18 protein-coding genes are annotated in these 17,613 nt (G+C 40.2%); 2 read left to right on the top strand and 16 right to left on the bottom strand.

What is annotated here, in order from left to right:
* Nucleotides 1-118: 118 nt before the first annotated feature.
* Nucleotides 119-1,606: a sensor histidine kinase gene (locus AC3Y23_RS10175; RefSeq protein WP_379198278.1), complete on the bottom strand. Its 1,488-nt coding sequence runs from the start codon at nucleotides 1,604-1,606 to the stop codon at nucleotides 119-121.
* Nucleotides 1,599-2,273 carry a response regulator transcription factor gene (locus tag AC3Y23_RS10170; protein WP_379198276.1) on the bottom strand — a complete coding sequence of 225 codons (675 nt, stop codon included), beginning with the start codon at nucleotides 2,271-2,273 and terminating at the stop codon, nucleotides 1,599-1,601. The genes AC3Y23_RS10175 and AC3Y23_RS10170 overlap by 8 nt, the downstream gene beginning before the upstream one ends.
* 379 nt (nucleotides 2,274-2,652) lie before the next feature.
* On the opposite strand from AC3Y23_RS10170, the gene AC3Y23_RS10165 reads away from it, so the two are divergent.
* Nucleotides 2,653-2,967, top strand: a complete 315-nt coding sequence (locus AC3Y23_RS10165; protein WP_379198274.1) for a MazG nucleotide pyrophosphohydrolase domain-containing protein — start codon at nucleotides 2,653-2,655, stop codon at nucleotides 2,965-2,967.
* 604 nt (nucleotides 2,968-3,571) lie between these two features.
* Here the strand turns inward: AC3Y23_RS10165 and AC3Y23_RS10160 are convergent.
* From AC3Y23_RS10160 to AC3Y23_RS10135, 6 genes are all read right to left on the bottom strand, one after another.
* Nucleotides 3,572-4,021: a MarR family winged helix-turn-helix transcriptional regulator gene (locus AC3Y23_RS10160; RefSeq protein ID WP_379198272.1), complete on the bottom strand. Its 450-nt coding sequence runs from the start codon at nucleotides 4,019-4,021 to the stop codon at nucleotides 3,572-3,574.
* A 47-nt stretch (nucleotides 4,022-4,068) separates the two neighbouring features.
* Nucleotides 4,069-4,830 (bottom strand): pirin family protein, encoded by a 762-nt coding sequence (locus tag AC3Y23_RS10155; protein WP_379198270.1) that lies wholly within the window; start codon nucleotides 4,828-4,830, stop codon nucleotides 4,069-4,071.
* A gap of 14 nt (nucleotides 4,831-4,844) precedes the next feature.
* The gene (locus AC3Y23_RS10150; RefSeq protein ID WP_379198268.1) at nucleotides 4,845-5,903 is read right to left on the bottom strand and encodes an LLM class flavin-dependent oxidoreductase; all 1,059 of its coding nucleotides are present in this window, start codon (nucleotides 5,901-5,903) and stop codon (nucleotides 4,845-4,847) included.
* 68 nt (nucleotides 5,904-5,971) lie between these two features.
* Nucleotides 5,972-6,211, bottom strand: a complete 240-nt coding sequence (locus tag AC3Y23_RS10145) for a DUF896 domain-containing protein (protein ID WP_379198266.1) — start codon at nucleotides 6,209-6,211, stop codon at nucleotides 5,972-5,974.
* 135 nt (nucleotides 6,212-6,346) lie between these two features.
* Nucleotides 6,347-7,303 (bottom strand): ester cyclase, encoded by a 957-nt coding sequence (locus AC3Y23_RS10140; RefSeq protein ID WP_379198264.1) that lies wholly within the window; start codon nucleotides 7,301-7,303, stop codon nucleotides 6,347-6,349.
* Between the two features lie 28 nt (nucleotides 7,304-7,331).
* On the bottom strand, nucleotides 7,332-8,204 hold the full coding sequence (locus tag AC3Y23_RS10135; protein ID WP_379198262.1) for an SDR family NAD(P)-dependent oxidoreductase: 873 nt from the start codon (nucleotides 8,202-8,204) through the stop codon (nucleotides 7,332-7,334).
* An 840-nt stretch (nucleotides 8,205-9,044) separates the two neighbouring features.
* Here AC3Y23_RS10135 and AC3Y23_RS10130 point away from each other — a divergent pair.
* Nucleotides 9,045-9,620: a hypothetical protein gene (locus AC3Y23_RS10130; RefSeq protein WP_379198260.1), complete on the top strand. Its 576-nt coding sequence runs from the start codon at nucleotides 9,045-9,047 to the stop codon at nucleotides 9,618-9,620.
* Nucleotides 9,621-10,203: 583 nt separating this feature from the next.
* Here the strand turns inward: AC3Y23_RS10130 and AC3Y23_RS10125 are convergent.
* From AC3Y23_RS10125 to AC3Y23_RS10090, 8 genes are all read right to left on the bottom strand, one after another.
* Entirely contained in the window at nucleotides 10,204-10,971 is a 768-nt protein-coding gene (locus AC3Y23_RS10125) for an ABC transporter permease (protein ID WP_379198258.1), read from the bottom strand.
* The gene (locus AC3Y23_RS10120; protein WP_379198257.1) at nucleotides 10,968-11,744 is read right to left on the bottom strand and encodes an ABC transporter permease; all 777 of its coding nucleotides are present in this window, start codon (nucleotides 11,742-11,744) and stop codon (nucleotides 10,968-10,970) included. Before AC3Y23_RS10120 ends, AC3Y23_RS10125 begins: the two co-directional genes overlap by 4 nt.
* Nucleotides 11,741-12,463: an ABC transporter ATP-binding protein gene (locus tag AC3Y23_RS10115; protein WP_483874847.1), complete on the bottom strand. Its 723-nt coding sequence runs from the start codon at nucleotides 12,461-12,463 to the stop codon at nucleotides 11,741-11,743. The genes AC3Y23_RS10120 and AC3Y23_RS10115 overlap by 4 nt, the downstream gene beginning before the upstream one ends.
* 83 nt (nucleotides 12,464-12,546) lie before the next feature.
* Complete coding sequence (locus AC3Y23_RS10110) at nucleotides 12,547-13,566, bottom strand: sensor histidine kinase (RefSeq protein ID WP_379198253.1); 1,020 nt, start codon at nucleotides 13,564-13,566, stop codon at nucleotides 12,547-12,549.
* Nucleotides 13,563-14,240 (bottom strand): response regulator transcription factor, encoded by a 678-nt coding sequence (locus tag AC3Y23_RS10105; RefSeq protein WP_379198251.1) that lies wholly within the window; start codon nucleotides 14,238-14,240, stop codon nucleotides 13,563-13,565. Before AC3Y23_RS10105 ends, AC3Y23_RS10110 begins: the two co-directional genes overlap by 4 nt.
* A gap of 171 nt (nucleotides 14,241-14,411) precedes the next feature.
* Nucleotides 14,412-15,290 carry a LysR family transcriptional regulator gene (locus AC3Y23_RS10100; protein ID WP_379198249.1) on the bottom strand — a complete coding sequence of 293 codons (879 nt, stop codon included), beginning with the start codon at nucleotides 15,288-15,290 and terminating at the stop codon, nucleotides 14,412-14,414.
* Between the two features lie 147 nt (nucleotides 15,291-15,437).
* The gene (locus AC3Y23_RS10095; RefSeq protein WP_379198247.1) at nucleotides 15,438-16,433 is read right to left on the bottom strand and encodes an LLM class flavin-dependent oxidoreductase; all 996 of its coding nucleotides are present in this window, start codon (nucleotides 16,431-16,433) and stop codon (nucleotides 15,438-15,440) included.
* Nucleotides 16,434-16,598: 165 nt separating this feature from the next.
* Entirely contained in the window at nucleotides 16,599-17,606 is a 1,008-nt protein-coding gene (locus AC3Y23_RS10090; protein ID WP_379198245.1) for an LLM class flavin-dependent oxidoreductase, read from the bottom strand.
* Nucleotides 17,607-17,613: the final 7 nt, after the last annotated feature.

Raw genomic sequence — 17,613 nt, 5'->3', positions numbered from 1 at the left:
AATAATATAGTAAAAGAATGAAAAGTTAATGAAAAATGCATATTCCGAATTTTGTATATACGCAAAAAAAAGCATAACCCTATTCGTAAATGAATAGGGTTATGCTTTTTGCATGTTGTTATTTTCGGCTGATCTGTGGGATTTTTACCGTAAAAACGCTCCCCTCCCCTAAATGACTTGATAATTGTATGGTACCCTTGTGTTCTTCTACAATCCACTTTGCGATAGCTAAACCAATTCCAGTTCCTTCAATTTTTTTTGTACGATTTTTATCAACTCGATAGAAACGATCAAATATCTTTTTCTGATCTGCCGGTTGTATTCCAATGCCAGTATCTTGCACTTGAATAAGTAAGCTTTCATCATCATCATTAACAACCATTGAAAGAAAGAGATTGACCGTTCCATGCTGAGGCGTGTATTTGATGGCATTATCAAGTAAAATATACAGCAGCTGCTTTAGTCTTTCTTTATCTCCAGAGACCAAAAGATCGGCAGGAGTATGCAGATTCAGCTTAATATGTCGTGAGACAGCCAAAGGCTGAATCGAACGGTCAAGCTGTTCTACAATGGGTATAAAATCAAATGTCTCAAAAGAAATATTAGTTAACCCTGCATCGGATCTAGCTAAAGACAATAAATCATTAACAAGAGTTGCCATCCTTTTCACTTCATCTTTCATATCCATTAGAACATTCCGGGAAAATTCCGAAATATTTTCGCCTTCCTCAAGTTCAAGAACATCTATAGATGAATTAAGTATGCTAAGTGGAGTTCGGAGCTCATGTGAAGCATCTGCAACAAAATGCCGTTGCTGAGTATATGATTTAATAATAGGGACCATGGCCCGTTTGGACATAGAAGAACCTACTAAGAAAGAGATAATAAAGAATAAAATGGCTAGTCCGATAAAAATCGTAAGCATCCAGTTTATTATAGTCCAATAATAAGTAGTATCTTGTCCAAGGTACATCTTCCCAATTCGCTGGTCCCCATCATAAATGATCCGCGCCATTATGGCCATGTGAATTTTTTTACCAGAAGAAACGGTTAAGGTAGTATCCTTATCCCAATTATTTTGAAGATCCTTTTCCCATCCCCGATTATCGAGATTACCATCCTTAGAATCTTTTTGCCTCCAAAACTCATTCCCATTTTCTGAATAAGTTAGGTTTTCAGTTTTACTATTTACGTCTGTATATTTGACACTCCAATCCTTGAGCATTTGTAATAGGGATTGACGTAAGTCTGGTATAGTCTCATTTGCAGCGATAAGTTCACCCTGCTGATTGTAAACATAATAAAAGAAGTAATTATTATTAAGAGTTATTTTCTTTATGCCATCGACATTCGAATCATTCCCGTTCATATCACTTTTTAAAAGATTTTGGCTTTCAAGTAATTTTTGATCTGCCAGAGTATTAACCTCTTTTTTCTGCTGATAAGAGACCATCCAAAAAAGTGAAGAATAAACAATAATAATGAATACTAGAAGAAAGAGCACAAGCATCCCGCTATACATAATGGTTAATCGATTACGCATTTTCACAAACATATCTTCGCTTTGCCGACGCTTGTGCATTCGCTCAAACACGAACTTAATCAAATCTGAAACCCACCCCGCGTATATTTTGAATCAGTGTATTTTCACCTACAGTATCAATTTTTTTCCTTAATAATTTAATTGTGGCATCAATTGGATTGCTTGTGACTTCAGTATCATATCCCCAAATTCTATCCAGTATGACTTCGCGGGTTAAGACTTTCCCTTTATTTTGCATTAGTAAATCTAATAATTGAAACTCCCGTTGTGTTAGTTGAATTTCTTCTTGTCCTTTTCTATGCACTGTACGGCTTGTACGATTGATAGTAATGTTATCAATATGGATAATCTCTTCCAGCAGGGGAGCGAAATTCCGGCGTGAAAGAGCACGTAATCGGGCATTGAGCTCATCAAACTCAAAGGGTTTTATCAAATAATCATCAGCCCCTGCATCTAATCCCTCCACTCGATCTAGCACAGAATCCTTTGCTGTCAAAAGCAGAATGGCTCCATTATATCCTTCTTTCCGTAAACGCCGGCATACTTGTACGCCATCTTCTACTGGCATCATCCAATCCAGAATTAGAATATCATAGTGAGTAGCAAGCGCATAATTATAAGCGTCCTCGCCATTTGTAACCCAATCCACTTTATATTTCCCTTTATTTTTTAACAAATGAGTAAAAAGACGCCCAAAGCGTGGATCATCCTCGGCCAATAAGATATTCATCGAGCACTCTCCCTTTTCCAAAGTATAGAAAACCCCTTGTATGTATCGTTAGCATAATTAGCATCGTTTAATTTGTAATATCAGTAAAAGGTGAGCAATATGTGTTTCAGTTTATCTTTTCATATCGTCTAATTCAAGTCATTGAGATTAGAACTGATACTATGATTGCAATAAAGTTTGAATATTATACAAGTCCTAAATCCTTATCCTCCAAGGGCATCGAGCACTTTCATACTAATCGCTATAGTAATCATCATTGGTTACTTCCTGGGTTAGATTCACAAAAAATAGCTATTTGATTCATAAAATTATCCTCATTCTGAAGATTATTATATAATCATAGTTAAATTCCGTTTAATAAAAATAGGGGGTACTTAACTTGGACGTAAATGCATTTCAAAAATGGGTAAAGGATTATTATGAAGCACGGGGGTGGTCAGAACTCGATATTTTCATTCGCATTGGTTTTTTAGCGGAGGAAACGGGAGAAGTAGCACGTGCTATTAGAGCGTTAGAAATTGGTCGAGATCGTCCAGATGAATCCGTCGGGACATACGCTGAAAATAAGCAGGAGTTAATCGAAGAACTTGGTGATGTACTTGGGAACGTCATAGTAATTGCCAACAAGTACGACATTGGTATTGAGGATATTTTTAAATCTCATCAAGAGAAATTACATAATCGTTATAAGTAAAAGTCAAAGCATTACACAATTTCGTTCAACCCACACAAATCCCCCTTTTTCTTCGACATAAATATCTGCACGAAGATTAAGGGGGCCGGGAATGAAGATCGCGTTTTAATCTACTCAAAGGGGATACTATCAATCCTTCTTGCTGCGTAAGAGCATTCGCCTCCGATGAGTAAATCCGCATATTTGCATGTGGAGGTTCCTTGTTAATGCTCGTGATCTGCGGATTTTCCCAATCTGTAAACGACTGTCTGTTCTCTAACATCATGGCAAACGTACAAAACAAGTCTGAATTCCAGATTCTCATGAAAACTCTTTGATAGAGATCCAAACGTCTTAGTACTCAAATTTGAACTACTTTACTATTTAGACGAATATCAAATCGGTAATCGGATCAGGTTCTTGTCTTCTTACAGTTGTTGACAACAAGAACTTGATGTCATAGACGACAAGAACTTTATCCCATTCCCGATTGGTACGCAAAAAAAGAAAAACACCATCGGTTTATTCGATGATGTTTTTGTGTGCCTTTTTACATTATATTTTCAACTTGGAAACATACTGATCGATATATTCACTGATCATTTTATTTTCATAAGAAATTTTATTAACGTAAACTTCTAGCACCAAGTCCAAGCCTTTTGAGAAGTTCCGTTAATTGAATCTTTTCCTCATTACTAATAAAAGATAAATTTTTAGAAATCACTTCAACTTGTTGAGGAAAGATCTCTTGAAATAAATCATTACCTTTGTCTGTTAGAACTACTTTTGAAACTCGACGATCTGTTGGACTTGGCTCCCTTTTTACGAATTCCTTCTTTTCAAGCTTATCTACAACGTAAGTGATGCTCCCACTAGGAATAGACAATACTTCACTAATTATTTGGATTGTGTGAGGTCCCTTATTATAAAGAAGTTCCAGAACCATGAAATTCTCTGGACTAATTCCGTAACTTTCTATTTTTTTTACGACATTATCAAAAATAGTTTTGCTCGCCTTTAACCAGACTCGGAAAAGTCTTAAATCAATCTGACTTTGTTCATCTTCCTGATACATGAAACTAAATCCTCCTATTTAAAACAAAATATCCCACTAGGATTGCGTTATTTTCTGTATAAAGGATACTCTACTTCAGTCGGTACTTCAATTAAAAAGATGGTCAGATCTTTTTCTAAAGCTTGAATTGCTATTTCTCCAGCCTGTCCTGATTGAACAATAATGAAATCTTTATGTTCAAATCGAGTGGGTGCTTTTGCATCTAATGAAGCAGCTCCATCGCCTCTAATAGCTAATCCAGCTAATATTCGATTCTCTAAAAGATTATGGGTAAATACCTTACCAGTAGGTATACTGATTTCCCACATCTTTGCATCAGTTGCAATTTTCATTGGTGAATCGTGACCAAGTATTGTCTTAATCGTTATTCCTTCTTTATCGATTACAGAAAATTCGTCAGAACGGTATTGAGAATAGATAGGTGTACGTTTTATTGCCTGGCTTAAATGTGGCTCAAACCAAATTTGAAAAATTTCAGATGGTTCTTTTAATGATTCAGCATGTTGAACCCCAGAGCCAGTTTGCATTAGCTGGGCTCCACCCTTTTCTACAATACTTTCCGTTCCAAGTGTATCACGATGATAAGCTTTACCTTCAATCACATAAGTGATTATTTCAAAACCTTGATGTGGGTGAAAGCCAATTTCTGCAGGTTCATTCGAGTTCGCCCAAGCCCAGTAAAATAATGAACCTAGCCGATCAATTATAGATCCTTCTCCAGAAAAGCCAATCGGTTTTTGCTCTTTTATTTTCCCTCCGTCAAACTCTCCTTTAGCTTGATCTTGTGGTTTGATAATTTCAATATTCATTTGTATACCTCCTATTATGACTTCGCTGTATATTTTTTTACGGCTGGCATAATTTCTGTTGCAATGAGCTCAATATTTTTCCTCATTTGATCCATGGTAACACCGCCTGCATCGATTTCACCTAAGAAACGTTGGTGTCCATACATTTCGTATTGATATAAAATCTTTTCAATAATTTGTTGTGGAGATCCCACCATCAACGCATCCCGATGATCTATTGCTGCAGCAAATTGTTGTGTAGGATAGCCTCCACCCTTTAATTGAATTGTTGCACTATTTAGATGTGGATAATATTCGCGTAACGCGGTTTGACTGTCATCTGCTACATACATTAAGCTTGTTGTTGCTATTGGTAATGTTGCAGGATCAAAACCTGCCTGTCCGGCTGCTTCACGAAAACCATCTACTGCTGGCTTAAAAGCTCTGGATGGCCCCCCAAGTGTAGTTAGCATCATCGGTACCCCTGCGTAACCAGCCTTAATGGCACTAGCCGCCGGTCCCCCTACTGCACGCCAAATAGGCATTGAACCATTAAGTGGCTGTGGTAATATTTCTGCATTATTTAATGGTGTTCGGAACTGTCCATTCCAAGTAATTCGTTCTTCTTCGTTAATTTTCAGAAGCAGTTCAAGTTTCTCTTCAAAAAGTTCTTCATAATCCTGTATATTAAAACCAAGTAATTCGTATGCACCTAGTCGGGAGCCTCGTCCTGCCACAATCTCTGCACGTCCATTTGAAATTAAATCTAGCGTTGCAAAGTCTTCATAAACACGGACTGGATCCGATGTACTAAGTACCGTTGCAGAGCTAGCAATTTTAATGTTTTTTGTCTCCTGTGCAATCGCACCAAGAATAACAGTATGTGCTTTTGTCGCAAATAGAGGTTGGTGACTTTCCCCTACCGCAAATACATCAAGACCTGCCTCTTCTGCCAGCTTCGCTGTTTCAATTATTTCTTGAATCCGCTGCTGGGCAGAAACCCGTTGACCAGTTAACGGGTTTCTTAAATGATCCCCGATTGAATATAAGCCAATTTCCATTCCTTTTTCAGGATAAATTCGATGTTTTTTCATTTAAAAACCTCCCTTGAAATATGATTTATTCCCAATCAATCTAATCAGACGTTTTTATTATTAACAGCTTAAAATGGAAATGTACTTCTATATTTTTTTGTTTTTTCGACGATTAACTTTGTCGGCGTGATGTCTTCTCCTGACTCATTTACAAGCGTTAAACTGGTCATAGTCGTCAATAGTTGTCCGCGAATTTCACGCAAGTATTCTTGCCTTAAATGTGCTCTTTCTTTCGTTTCTTCAATTGTTAAGCCTTCATTGCGTGCTTTTGCAGCCAGTTCATTAATTCTTTTTAAACTCGAAATCATAACTAATGCTCCTTTCTATGATTTGAATATATCCTAACATTAGGATTTTTCTTATATTTAAGGATTAACCACATGTCATATAGCAATATTCGATATTCTTTTATTTATTCGTATCAGATGACCATTCAATCTTGGTTAAATATTTTTTGGCAGCATGCCAAACGCTTGATACAAACGTACGTAGTCAACAGTATCCCAATGTTCGGCCGCAAGACCATCTTCAATTCGCAGGAAGTCAACTGTCATGAAATCAACAGGTTGTCCACTCGCAGTCATTGTACCATCCCAGACACTTAAAGAAGCGACACGATCATTTTCAGCTACAACGTGAGTATGAATTGCACGTCCATCAGGCATTGCACTTCTTCCAACCGCCCATCCATGGCCAAAAATATCTCGTCCATCAGGTGTCCATCCTGTATTTTGCATGTATCCTTCAGCTAACGCATCTACATCTTTGGCGTTTCCTGTAGTAATAACACCGTCATATAGACGACGACCAATTGCACGTGATTCTTCGCGGGTTGCTGGACGGCCACTACGAGTCGCTCCGAAATCTGTCCCTAATCTTTCTTGGAAAATACCATTTGGCGATTCTGGGACTCCTAACATTTGTTGGAATCCTGCAGCTACCCCTGGAATTTTACCTATTGTAACGAGAATACGATAAGTGTCCATTAAATGCCATTGTTCAACTAGCCGTTCGTCACGGAAACGGAAGAAGTGAGATACTGAGGTTTGAATATCCTTCCCAGTTCCTTCTACACCTTCATAAGTTCCTGTATGAGTACCAGTTACAATTGTACGTACAGCAACTAAATCATTTTCAACTAATACTCCAATATTCTCATGTACTTGAAATTTTAGATTTGAAAAAGTTTCGTGAAGTTTAGAGTAATATTCCTTTGTTGATGTAAGACTTGTCATTCCTTCGAGTGAATATGACAAAAAGTTACGTGCTAAAATAGTATTGAATTCATCATAGTTTTGTTCATTAACTGCTTTGAAAAAATTGCGTACAAGTTGATCCGCATTTTGCGCTGTTGTTGTTGCATGAAAGCCATCAAGGCTGGTTTTTGTTAAGCTTGTCATGTTTACAACTCCTAAAATTTATTTTTTATTAGTAATTAAGACCGCTAATTTTGATTCGAAGTGAATCTAATTCTTCATCAGATTTTTCACGAACAAGTCTTAGAATCTCTGCTGCATCCTCACCCAATTCGACTCGTATTGGGGCAGGCGTTTGTTCGGAAACCTGAATTATACGCTCAGCAGCCTTTAAAGACGCGAGCCCATTTCCTTGCATTGTGTTAAGAGCATGGGTAAAATCCTCGAAAGATTTTCCATAGAGCTCACGTTGTTCTTCAGTCATTGATTCTGCCACTTTTTTAAGTGCTCTGGCTGTTTTTTCGGGTCCCCCTGTCACCATGTTTCCTGCTTGAATCATTATGAACTCCACACCAAAGGGTTTCAATTCAGTACGGTAAACATCTGCAAATGCCTCAAGAGTTGCCTTTGAAGCACTCGAAGGCCCGTTAAATGGAAGTGGGAAACGACCTGTCATCGCACCAATTTGAACGATACGTCCACGAGCATTTCTTAATAATGGGAGGAATTCATTAATTACAGACAAACCACCAAAGACGTTAACTTCGAACTCACGTCTAATCGCTTCTATAGATAACACTTCAAGTGGTCCAGGAGTTAGTATGCCTGCGTTACTGATAAGAATATCCAATCCTCTATTGCCGACAATATCGGATACCTGATGTACCCAAGCGGCCACTCCCTCTTTGTCTGTAATATCGCAGACACTAAGAGATACTTTGCCTTCAGATGCTTGCTCCAAATCCAAAACTTCTGCCTGTAAGAGTGCCGTACCAAAGACTTGATAGCCCTTCTTGGCAAAACCAAGGGCCATATCTCGTCCCAAACCACTTCCCGCGCCGGTAATCGCGACTGTGTTTTGTTTTTCTGAATAGGTGTTTGTCATAAATTAACAACTCCTTGTGTGTAAGCAAGTTAATATTTTACTTGCCTTTATTAATATTTCCTTTGTCTTAGTAATAATCAAAACTAATTTACCATAATTCTAGATATCCTAATATTATTTATCCTAACTTTAGAATATATTCATCCTATCATTAGGATAAATTTGTGTCAATACACGATTGGTAGCTTACTGATTATCGTGAAAATTAGAGATGAAGAAGGAGAGTACATCGAGAAAAGTGTCATATACTTGTTGCAGATGATTATGTAAATGATATCCCGTTCCTCTCTTCAAGCCGAAGCAGGTTCGGGGACAGAACTGATGAAGCTGCTCGCTTGGACGCGATCATATTCAATGCGAACAATCCATCTCAGATGCAGATCTACGTTACACCTACAACACTGTCATCTAAAGCTTACATGCGAGAAAAGGAAGAACGTTTCGCCCTTCCTTGCTTGAAGTTTAGATATCCATCTACTCGGAAATGGAACAAGTTCTTGTCTCTCGACATTTGTCGTCAAGAGATCCACCTTCTGATTTACCATCAACCAAGCCGTGCACAGGGAACAATGAGGAAGTATCGACACCCACCTTTTGCCCTGTAAGTAGCTGTAGTTCATCCGGTTAAGGGTCTTATCTTTAGCGTCAAACTCCCTCTCAAGCATAACTGCTCGCACTGTTAGTAGTCACTCGCCTTTTCCGATCAGCACCCAACGCCTTCTCCAACCTGACCGCTGTATTGGGAGATAGGGATGACTTTATTCCTATCGAAATACCTCATAATTTATGCTACTGTATTATATAGGTATTAATAACTTAATATGATAGGAGATCGAATTTGTGACAAAAATTGATGGGATTTTAAAGCTTGTATATGACCGTGTTTCTATTCATACGGATATGGATTGGATTGTGGTTGGCTCCGTAGCTTCCAAGATCCAGGGTTGTGAAGATATACAGCCGAATGGCCTGGATATCCTGCTCAAACAAAGTGCTGATGTAGAGCGAATTGCCCAATTGTTTACAGACTACCTACCAGAAACAAACCCGTCTCCTATATTTAATAAGCATTGGCTATCCACAACGGATGCACCGACCTACTCAATGAACGAAGGAGAGAATAAATGGTCGTTTTTACGACTGAATATTGATGGGGTTATCATTGAAATTGCGAACACCGCTTCGGATGAATATCTGGAACTGAGTTCCAAGGTGTGGAAAATGAGACGAGTTGAGGATTATTTAGGAATGTCGATCCCCGTAGCCCCGTTGGAAGTCCAGTTGCATTCCAATTATGAACTGGCCAAACCAGAACGTATCAAAGTAATCAGAGAAGTGATCCAACTTCAAAACCGTGATGTAAGCTTCATGGAGAACTATTTGTCTGAGAGCGCCTATCAGCAGCTTACGCAATAAAGCTATAAGCTGCCGTCTGGAGATCAGACAAGCATTTGTTTAGCAGATGAGCATTTTACATAAGGGTTGAGGGAAAAACAAGCTGCTTCCGTGATATCGGGGCAGCTTGTTTTATCTTGGCGGACGGACGAGTAGGGATTTCAGTCCTCTCTTGAGTTTCCTGTGTGATCCCGCGTATATTTTCATGGCCGATTTTTCAGGAAGAAATGATTTCCTTGAAACAAATGCAAGCTGAATTCACCGCCGCTTAAATCCCTCCATTCCTGAAGCTTCACGGAGAAGATTAATACTGTTGATAAACTATTCAACATAGCTCTCAACAGGGGTGTCCTGCAGAAATCCCTCGTTGTACGTAATGGTGATACCGAAGCTCTCCAACGATGTATATACAGTAAAATCAAAGTGTGTATTTGAGTTCTCGTAGTTCTCCAAAACAATAATGGATTCAAAAAATTGGTCCGCAGGATCTTTTTCCTGAAATGACGCAGTCCCGTCCGTTCGTATCTATTATTGCTGAGCTGTTAAAATCAGCGGTCTGTCTGACGTGATTGCGATCGTATGCTCATAAATACTGGCTGAAAACTTAGGCATCTCTTTTCCGATAAAATACAATAGCTGCTGTAATAAAGCTCAGTGTCCATAACATTGAAATACCCGTCCCTTGCATTGGTGTAAGGACATTTATTTCATCTGAGGAAAGCGGCATATACATATAATATCCTGCCGTATCCGGAAAATAATTTAAAAACTTTTTAATACTAGGTAGAAAAACTCTCGTCAATGGACTGACAATGAAATAATAACCAAGTAGTACCACTAAAGCAGGAGTAGTTCGTCTTACTAAACCACCTATAGCTGCACTGAGAAGTGTGGTTAATGTTAGATAGCCTGTTGCACCTACCAATGCTTTAAATATTGTGTTTAAATCAATCACTTCTGCTGTGTCTCTCATCATAATAAAAGTAAAGAGTACGCCTGATGCAGTAATTATAAACGCCGCAGGAATGGTTACCATTAGCACTGCCAAATGCTTCGTGGATAATTGAATCCCACGCCAAGGTATCGTAATTAAAGTAGTTCGAATCTGTCCACCAATATACTCCGAACAAGTAGTTAAGATACCAAGAATAATGAACCCTGCCTGAAGATATTCCATAGAAGCGAGTCCTACATTCAGTACACTTTGCGTTCCTGCAGCCTCTTGTAGACCAGCAGAAGTAAAAGCTACGGCTAACACTAAATTAAGAATGAATGTCCCCATAAGAGTGAGCCATATCAATGGTAATGTAATTAATTTATCCAGTTCAGCACCAAGGATTTGTGTTATTTTTCTACTGGATGAGACACTCATGATGCAACGTCCCTCCTATGGAACACAATAGCTGCAACAATGAAAATAACGACGACCCAGGCAAACATGATTAAACCGCCTGTGTACGGAGTGTGAAATCTGTCAAATAAACTGCCTGTAAACAGGGTGTCGCTCGTAAACATAAACATTTCAGCGCCAGCCCTATCTGGTAAGTAAAACGCCAACTTTGTAACCTTATAAAGCAGGACGCTAAATGATACGAGGGATGAATTTATCATAAGCACAGTTAGCGGGATGATGCCATTCTTAGTTAGTAAAGTAATCCCAAGTGCTAAAAGAGCAGTGAATGTCCAGTAACAAACTGCACCGATAAGTCTAGACCATTCATATGCAGGGGCATATTCACCAAGAATAAGATGTGTTGCTGACACAGTTGTCATAATAGCAACAATACAAAGCAGTATGCTGACCACTGTCACAGCGCCTGCTTTTGCCAGCAAAAAATGAAGTCGGGATGAAACAGCAGTTAAACTTGTTGTAATCTGCCCTCCTCCACCAGATTCACTGCTCTCTGTCAAATACTCGCTGCTGACAGCAATCACACCAAGTATAATGACCCCTTGTACACCAAGAGCGAGTCCAATATAGCCAACTTCCGATAGCCGTGTGCTAACTCCAGCAATAATCTCCTCTTTTTGTGCTATACTGTCCAAGGCAGCAATAACCGCTGGGGCAAATGCTCCAATAAGAAAGGCAAGACAAATGCCCGGCAGGGAGAACAATTTAGATAGTTCCGCGTTGAATGCTCTCATACAACATCACCTGCATTTTCAGATGTCAGGGCAAAAAAGGCTTCCTCTAGCGTGGAATGGTTACCTATTACTTCTTCCAAGGTTCCATCTGCAACGATTTCTCCATGATTAATAATCACCACATCGTCAACGATCTCTGCAAGCTCTCCCAATAGATGACTGGATAATAACACCGTGTTTCCAGACTCAGCACGTTCACGTAAAAACGTCCGAATCCACCGAATTCCTTCTGGGTCGAGCCCGTTTACAGGTTCATCTAAAACCAATATTTTGGGATCACCAAGTAGTGCAGCTGCCATTCCAAGTCTTCTACCCATACCAAGGGAATACTTCCCAACTCTTTTACCAGCTGCATTAGTAAGACCTACTATTTCCAGAACCTCCTCGACACGTGAGTTAGACAATCCTGCAGCACGAGCAATCCAACGCAAGTGTGCCCGTCCTGTTCGCATACGATGAGCTCCAAATCCATCAAGTGCAGCACCTACTATTGCCAGAGGATTATGTAATTCTGCGAATGGCTTTCCATTAATCAGTGCACTCCCTGAGGTGGCACGATCTAACCCAAGCAGGATACGAAGTGTAGAACTTTTACCCGCTCCATTTGGACCTAAAAACCCAGTTACTCTACCTGGTCTAGCTTTAAAGCTGATACCTGATAAGATTTCCCCAGTTCCACGATGTTTGACTAAGTTATTAATTGTAAGCAACCATAACACATCCTTTCGGTTATGGTTCTAATTATAAAGAAGCAAAGTTACATCTCAGTTATCATCAGGTTTACTTCTAGGTTAACTTTAGGTTAAGCCCTACCAATAACTACTCTTGTGCCATGTTCATTTGATGTAAAGTCAGCTTTCAGCTTCATTTTTTTCAACATATAATTTAAAGTGGATAAACCAATTCCTGCCCCACGCTCATAGGAAGAGTTATCCATACCTGGACCTCTGTCTGCAATTATGATCTGTTCTTTTTCTACATCAACCACAATGTTGGCATATTTCCCCTCTGCTGCATGACGAACAACATTCTGAAATAAATTATCCAGAACCCGTGTTATCCATTTAGGATCTGCTTCCCAATAAAAAGTCTCATCTGTAGGTAAATCAACATGAATCTGAATTTCTTTTTCTTCAAAAACAGGATACCACGCAGCAACAGATGCTCTTACTAAACGACCGATATCTGTTGAAGTGGGTCCAAAAGGATGTTTCCCTGATGTAAGCAATGTATAGGAAAGTAAATCATCCATGAGATCTCCGACTCTTGTAATTGTATGATTCATCTCTGTTAATGAATTTTGTCCTTCTAGACTCATTGATTCTTTATTTAATCTGGTGATATGTCCTCGCAAAATGGTAAGTGGCGTTCGTAAGTCGTGAGATAAATTCGCAATGAGTCGATGGCGTAACAATTCCTCTTCATATTCACGCTTGCGACTGTCTTCAAGCTGCTGAATCATCCAATTAAATGAACTTCCTAACTGGTCTATTTCATCCATACGATCACTTTGAATAGATATGGGTATAGGAAATGAGTTATGATTAGCTGAAAATGACATGACCTCCTGTAAGCGGGTGAGACGTTTGCGAAGTCTCAAGAAGAAAATCCAAGATATTATAACAAAAGCGACAACAATAAAGACAATAATAAAACCAAACAGAAGTAGTACAACTTTAAATTGATTAAACCTATTCAGCTCTTCTCCATTGATAGAAAACCCAATGAACGTAGAGAAGAAGAGAAGCACAATTGGAGGAAAGAAGATAAATAGAAAATGTCCTTTTAGAAAACGACCAAATAATGATCTAGTCTGTCTCATAGTTTCACCCGATAGCCTATTCCCTTCAACGTTTCAATAATCTCTGGAGAACCGGGATGACGTTCCAGCTTTTGACGCAGTCGATGGATATGTACCATTAATGTTTTATCACCCGTTAGATAAGCTTCTTCCCAAATCGCTTCATAAATTTGTTCTTTTGGTAAAACTCGATTAGGGTGACGTATGAAGTACATTAAAATTTGATGTTGTTTCCCGGTCAATATAATTTCTTCTCCTGTGCTTTTGTCAAATACCATTTGGACTTCTGGATCTACCTCAATATGATTTCCTAATGAAATACGTTCGGAATGTGTTCCACCACTTCGCCGGATTAACACTTCTAATCTTGCAACTAATTCATCCGTATGGAATGGTTTCGTTAAATAGTCATCAGCAAACTGTAAACCATCCACCTTATCATCTATCGATGTTCGAGCAGATAGCAGCAAAATAGGAACAGCAGGAGCTAACTTTTTCAATCGTTTTCCTATAGTAAATCCGTCTAAACCGGGTAACATGATATCCAAAATAACGATTTCATGCTGATGCACTTCTTTATCCGCTCCTTCACCAGAGAGCAACCACTGAACTGAAAATCCCCGTTGTTCCAATTCTTCTTTTAGAAAGCTGCCTATTTTCTCATTATCTTCAATATATAATACGTTTCTTTTCAAGTAACATCCTTCTCTCTAAATTGAACTTACCATTAGACAGATTAACACAATATAAAGAAACGTTTCCAGTTAAGACAATTCTTTTGTAGATAGAGTTTCATAAAAAAAAGCCCATCTAACTGATCGGCTCTTTCTCTTCCAAAATGAATAAAGCTGTGTGAAACTAAATAATCACTCATTACAATTCGTATTCAGCTCAAGTAACGCTTCAATGATATTCAAATGGTTACCATCCAACGAGATGAGATCAGTCTGTACGGAGACGCCTGCGGTTTCTACTATTTCTATGGGTACAAGCTTGTTCTCCTTAACCTCTTTCTCGGCGCAAGTAGCGGGCAAGAAAGCAATCCCCGCCTTATTCAAGATCAGCTTCTTGGCGGTTTCAGAATTATCAACCATGAATTTGATTTTTGGGGGATGTTCCATACTGTCGAATACACGATGAATTCGCTCCCAGTCCAGTGATCCGCACTCAAAAAAGACCAGGCTTTCATGACTGATATCTTCTATGGAAACACGTCTAGTTTTAGTTAGAGGATGGTCAGCATATACATAGAGATTTATCGGATCATCAAGAAAGCGATAGCTATACACTGCCGGAATAGCCACTTTGCGAACGAAAGCCAAATCGATCTCCTTATCCATTAACTTGTCGATCAGGACTTGGGTCGACCCTGTTGTCAAATTGAACAGGATGTGCGGAAACCGTTTGCTCAAATGTACCAGCATGGGAGCCATCCGATAGTTGGAAACCGAAATCGTACTTCCGATGCGTACTTCCTTTGGTATCGTGTTTTTGGACACAAGGCGCTGTCTCCCTTTTTGATAGGTCTCGACAAGTTGCTGTGCATACGGCATAAATTGCCGGCCCTTATCAGTGAGTGTAATTTGTTTACCCATCCGATTGAACAACTGGCAACCTAACTCCCGCTCTAGCGATTGTATACGGGTTGTAACGGTAGGCTGAGAGATAAAGAGAGCTTCGGCAGCTTTGTTGAAGCTGCCATAGTGATTGATATACACAAATGCTTCTATGTTTTCAATATTCAACTAAGCACCTCCAATATGAATTAAGATATTCAAACTTTTATCGTTGAAATTGAACAGATACATAAGCAAGAGGCAGTCCATTTGAGCAAGGTGCGCCCAAATGACTGCCACGGATTATGATGGTGGTTTTCGGTTATATGGTGTGTTTTATAATAGGTCTGCTAGCAACTCGAATGAGCGAAGTCGGGCATCATGATCATACACCATGCCACTTATCATCAGTTCATCTGCTTTCGTCTGCTCTAGAACCCGTTTTAGCCTGCGCTGCACAGTATCTGGGCTACCAATAGCTGCGTAGGGAAGCATTCTACCGCGAATGGCCGCCTTCTCCTGTTGATTCCACAGAACATCCATATCCGTAGGAGGTTGTAGAAGAATTCCTTGATTACCACGCATGACGTTCAGAAACTCCTGCTCAGCCGTCGTGAATAACCATTCCGCCTCTTCATTGGTAGGCGCTACTACGGCATTAATAGCCAGAATGACGTAAGGTTTATCTAATATCGCCGACGGACGGAAATTGCGGTGATAGAGCTCCAGCGCCGGCAGCAAATAGTCGGGGGAGAAATGGCCTCCAAATGAGAACGGCAATCCGAGTTGTGCGGCAAGCTTGGCACCGTAGTTGCTGGAGCCTAGCAGTATAATCGGAATATTCAGTCCCTCGCCGGGAATGGCTCTCACGCCGGGGGCCGCACCACCAAGCGTTGGATTCATGTAGGAACGGAGTTCATTCAACTGCTCGGGGAAATCGTCGCTGGTCACACCTCGGCGCAGTGCACGTGCGGCAGGTTGATTGGCGCCGGGTGCACGGCCTAGTCCAAGATCAATACGGCCCGGGAACAGCGACTCCAGCGTGCCGAACTGTTCGGCTATCGCCAGCGGCGCATGATTCGGCAGCATAATGCCACCAGAACCGACACGAATGGTGCTAGTGTTAGCGGCTATATGGCCAATTACGACCGAAGTAGCCGCGCTGGCGATGTATGCTATATTGTGATGCTCGGTAAGCCAGTAGCGACGATATCCCCAACGCTCTGCATGCTGCGCCAAGTCAACGGAATTCCGAAACGTATCTGTCGGTGTTGCGCCATCGATTACCCCCGTGGCATCCATAATCGATATGTTTTTTGTACGTGCTGTCATAAGGAATCTGTGCCTCCTGTAATCGTTTAAGATCTATTAGGGAATATATAATGTTTGATCTGGGCTTAACTGTATCATTGACGATAGTCAGCGTCTAATTCATCTTATGAATTTAATTAATAAATAATTATTATGAATTGGATTTACTTCGACTTGATTAATTTATCAATTATCTGACAAAGCCTCACTTAGTAGCTCCAGCCAGCGCAATCGTTTACTGGACGAAGTTGCATTACTCGATATAATAAACTCGTTTACACTAAATTCTTTCTGCAGCGAAAGAAGCTGTTCTTTGACAGACTCTTTCGTCCCTTGAATAATCCCGAATTTACGCTCAACAATCGTGAAGTCTTCGCCACTTTGGTTACCAAACTCTTCGGCAGATTCTCGTGTAAGTAGTGTCGCTGCCTTTCCGCTGGATAGGTTAACTCTGAATGCCTTTTGCTCAGATGTGAGCGACTGGGCTTCCTCCTCAGTTTCCGCTATTTCAACTGTCAGGCTAGCAATTATCTCTGGTTTTGTGTCCTGCTCAGATTGAAAGCTGCTGCGATAGACATGAATAGCCTTCTGGACTTCTTCATGATTACTGTTGATCAGGTAAGAAAACACGTAAGGCAGGCCCAGCTTTGCAGCCAGTTCAGCGCTGCCGACGCTTGCTCCCAGAAGATAAATATCTGGTACGACCGTTGGACTTGGTATTACTTTCAGACCAGCAAGTGGGTGATTTCCCCCTAGATTGTCATGTACTAAATGTTTCAGATCGCTGAGTTTTTCCTCAATTGCCAGCGGGTCTGCTGCAGCCCCTCGCTGTAATGCTCTTGTACTATGTGGAAGGCCTCCAGGAGCACGACCAATCCCAAGATCCACTCTCCCTGAAGCAAGTGCAGCCAAAACATTAAAATTTTCTGCAACTTTATACGGACTATAGTGCTGAAGCATAACTCCTCCCGCACCAATTCGAATCCGATTTGTTTTGGCCAGAAGATAAGAGACCAAAACTTCAGGCGATGAGCCTGTTGCATGTTCCATACCGTGATGCTCGGCCACCCAAAAACGATAAAATCCCAATTGCTCAGCTTTTTGGGCTAACTTGACTGTGAGAGCAAGTGCTTCCTCTGTTGTTTCTCCCTCGAGTCGTGGACTGCTATCCAGAACACTTACAGTAATATCCATTGCAGAT

The sequence above is a fragment of the Paenibacillus sp. MAHUQ-45 genome (assembly GCF_058133325.1).
The sequence above is the reverse complement of the archived record's forward strand: the minus strand, read 5'-3'. Positions and strand labels throughout refer to the sequence as shown.

What these genes read in the sequence shown, in the direction of transcription:
- AC3Y23_RS10170 (WP_379198276.1), bottom strand. Translation starts at nt 2,273, where the DNA reads ATGAATATCTTATTGGCCGAGGATGATCCACGCTTTGGGCGTCTTTTT.
- AC3Y23_RS10160 (WP_379198272.1), bottom strand. Translation starts at nt 4,021, where the DNA reads ATGTATCAGGAAGATGAACAAAGTCAGATTGATTTAAGACTTTTCCGA.
- AC3Y23_RS10155 (WP_379198270.1), bottom strand. Translation starts at nt 4,830, where the DNA reads ATGAATATTGAAATTATCAAACCACAAGATCAAGCTAAAGGAGAGTTT.
- AC3Y23_RS10150 (WP_379198268.1), bottom strand. Translation starts at nt 5,903, where the DNA reads ATGAAAAAACATCGAATTTATCCTGAAAAAGGAATGGAAATTGGCTTA.
- AC3Y23_RS10145 (WP_379198266.1), bottom strand. Translation starts at nt 6,211, where the DNA reads ATGATTTCGAGTTTAAAAAGAATTAATGAACTGGCTGCAAAAGCACGC.
- AC3Y23_RS10140 (WP_379198264.1), bottom strand. Translation starts at nt 7,303, where the DNA reads ATGACAAGCTTAACAAAAACCAGCCTTGATGGCTTTCATGCAACAACA.
- AC3Y23_RS10135 (WP_379198262.1), bottom strand. Translation starts at nt 8,204, where the DNA reads ATGACAAACACCTATTCAGAAAAACAAAACACAGTCGCGATTACCGGC.
- AC3Y23_RS10125 (WP_379198258.1), bottom strand. Translation starts at nt 10,971, where the DNA reads ATGAGTGTCTCATCCAGTAGAAAAATAACACAAATCCTTGGTGCTGAA.
- AC3Y23_RS10120 (WP_379198257.1), bottom strand. Translation starts at nt 11,744, where the DNA reads ATGAGAGCATTCAACGCGGAACTATCTAAATTGTTCTCCCTGCCGGGC.
- AC3Y23_RS10110 (WP_379198253.1), bottom strand. Translation starts at nt 13,566, where the DNA reads ATGAGACAGACTAGATCATTATTTGGTCGTTTTCTAAAAGGACATTTT.
- AC3Y23_RS10095 (WP_379198247.1), bottom strand. Translation starts at nt 16,433, where the DNA reads ATGACAGCACGTACAAAAAACATATCGATTATGGATGCCACGGGGGTA.
- AC3Y23_RS10090 (WP_379198245.1), bottom strand. Translation starts at nt 17,606, where the DNA reads ATGGATATTACTGTAAGTGTTCTGGATAGCAGTCCACGACTCGAGGGA.